Here is a 2,785-nt window from a genome sequence, read left to right on the forward strand (position 1 = left end):
CTGGTCGCCGCCCGCGGCCGGCTGATGCAGGCGCTGCCCGCAGGGGGCGCGATGCTCGCCGTCGACGCCACCGAGGACGAGGTGCTGCCACACCTCGGGCCCGAGGTGTCCGTCGCCGCCGTCAACGGGCCCCGCGCCGTCGTCGTCTCCGGTACCGAGGCCGCCGTGGACGCCGTGGCCGCGGCCTTCTCCGGCCGCCGTACCAAGCGGCTCAAGGTCAGCTACGCCTTCCACTCCCCGCTGATGGAACCCATGCTGGCCGAGTTCGAGAAGGCCGCCCGTGAACTGCGCTACGCGCCGCCCGCCGTGCCCCTCGTCTCCGACGTGACCGGGGCGCGGGCCGGCGAGGACGAGCTGTGCGACCCCGCGTACTGGGTCCGGCACGTCCGCGAGGCGGTCCGCTTCGGCGACTGCGTGCGCACGCTGGAGGCCGACGGGGTGCGCACCTTCCTCGAACTCGGCCCCGACGCCGTCCTCACGGCCATGGGCGCGCACGCCGTCACCGACGCCGAACGGTCGGCGTTCGTCCCGGCGCTGCGCCGCGACCGCGACGAGGAGCAGACCTTCGCGCTCCTGCTCGGCACCGCCCAGGTGCGCGGGGTGCCCGTCGACTGGCAGCGGGTGTTCGCCGGGACCGGCGCCCGCCGCACCGACCTGCCGACCTACGCCTTCCAGCGCCGGCGGCTGTGGCTGGACGACGAGCCCGGCACGGCCGCCGACGCGGGCGGCCTCGGCCAGGCACCGGCCGGTCACCCGCTGCTGGGCGCCGCCCTGGAGCTGGCCGGCGACGACACCGTGGCCCTGACCGGCCGGCTGTCCCTGGCCACCCACCCTTGGCTCGCGGACCACGCCGTGGCGGGCGTCGTCCTCGTCCCGGGCAGTGCCTTCGTCGAACTGGCCGTCCAGGCCGGCGACCGCACGCACTGCCCGCGCCTGGAGGAACTCACCCTGGAACGCCCCCTGGTCCTGCCCGCGCGAGGCGCCGTCCACCTCCAGGTGGCCGCCGCCGCCCCGGACACCGAAGGACGCCGGCGCCTCACCGTGCACGCCCGCCCGGAGGGCGCGGACGGCGAGTGGACCCGGCACGCCACCGGCGTCCTCGCTCCGGCCGCCGCACCCGAACCGGCGCCGGCGACCGACTGGCCGCCCGCCGGCGCCGTACCCCTGGACGTCACCGGCGTCTACGACCACCTCGCCGCACAGGGCTACGGCTACGGCCCGTCGTTCCGCTGCCTGCGCGCCGCGTGGCGGCTCGGCGAGGAGGTCTGCGCCGAACTCGCCCTGCCGGACGCCGAGGAGGCCGGCGGCTTCGCGCTGCACCCGGCACTGCTCGACTCCACCCTGCACGCCATCGACCTGCTCGACGGGCAGGACCCGACCGTGCTGACCCTGCCGTTCTCCTGGGAGGGCGTCACCCTCCACGCGACCGGCGCCACGTCGGTGCGGCTGCGCCTGACCCCGCACGGCACCGACCGGATGACCCTGCGCCTCTACGACGGCACGGGCGCACCCGTGGCCGAGGTGGCGTCACTGCGCATCCGCCAGGTGACCGCCGAGCAGCTGGACACGGCGGCCCCCGAGCCCGGCGACCTGTTCCACGTGCGCTGGACCGCGCGGCCGCACGGCACCGACGGCGGCGCGCCCGCACCCCGCGTCCTGACCGTGACCGCCCCCGACCTCGGTGCGGGACTGCCCGAGCGTGCCCGGCAGACCGCCCTGGAGGCCCTCGCCGCCCTGCGGCAGCACCTCGCCGACGCACCGGACGGGGCACCGCTGGCGGTCCTGACCCGGTCCGCCGTCGCCGTCCACGCCGACGCGGCACCCGACCCCGCGCAGGCCGTGGTCTGGGGCATGGTCCGGGCGGCGGCCGTCGAACACCCCGGCCGGTTCGTCCTCGTGGACACCGACGACGACCCGGCCTCGGCCGCCGCCCTCCCGGCCGCCCTCGCCACCGGCGCCCCCGAACTCGCCCTGCGGGCGGGCACGGTGTACGTGCCGGAACTGGCCAGGACCGGTGAGCGCGGACCGGCCCCGGCGCCCGTCCTCGATCCGGCGGGTACCGTCCTGCTCACCGGCGGCACCGGCAGCCTCGGCCGCCTGCTGGCCCGGCACCTGGTCAGCAGGCACGGCGTACGCCACCTGCTGCTGGCCGGCCGCGGCGGCACCGTCCCCCCCGGCGTCCTCGAGGACCTGGCCGCACTGGGCGCCACCGTGACCGTCGCGGCGTGCGACGTCACCGACCGGGCCGCGCTGGCCGCCCTGCTGGCGTCCGTGCCGGCCGACCGTCCGCTGACCGCCGTGGTGCACGCCGCGGGCGTCCTGGACGACGGGCTGCTCGCCGACCTCACACCCGAGCGGCTCGAGACGGTGATGCGCCCCAAGACCGACGCCGCCTGGCACCTGCACGAGCTGACGCGCGGCCTCGGCCTCGCCGCGTTCGTCCTGTTCTCCTCCGCCGCGGGCACCCTGGGCGCGGCGGGACAGGCCAACTACGCGGCGGGGAACGCCTTCCTGGACGCCCTGGCCGCACGGCGCCGCGCCGAGGGACTGCCGGCCCTCTCGCTCGGCTGGGGGCTGTGGGACACGGGGGAGGGCATGGCGGCGGGGCTCGGCGAGACGGAGCTGCGGCGGCTGGCCCGGGACGGAATCCTGCCGCTGCCCGCCGACCGTGCGCTGGCCCTGTTCGACCGCGCACTCGGAGCCGGCGGCGACCCGGCCGCCGACCGGGCCCTGCTGCTGCCGGTCCGGGTGACGGTCACCGCGGACGCCCCCGCCCTGGTGCGCG

General features: G+C 77.8%; 1 protein-coding gene. It reads left to right on the plus strand.

Annotated features, from left to right (window positions below):
• Nucleotides 1-2,785 (plus strand): SDR family NAD(P)-dependent oxidoreductase (locus GT045_RS31260; protein ID WP_161336240.1); only part of this gene is annotated, 2,785 nt, incomplete at both ends.

The organism is Streptomyces sp. SID486 (genome assembly GCF_009865385.1).
In the GTDB taxonomy this organism is placed as follows: Bacteria; Actinomycetota; Actinomycetes; order Streptomycetales; family Streptomycetaceae; genus Streptomyces.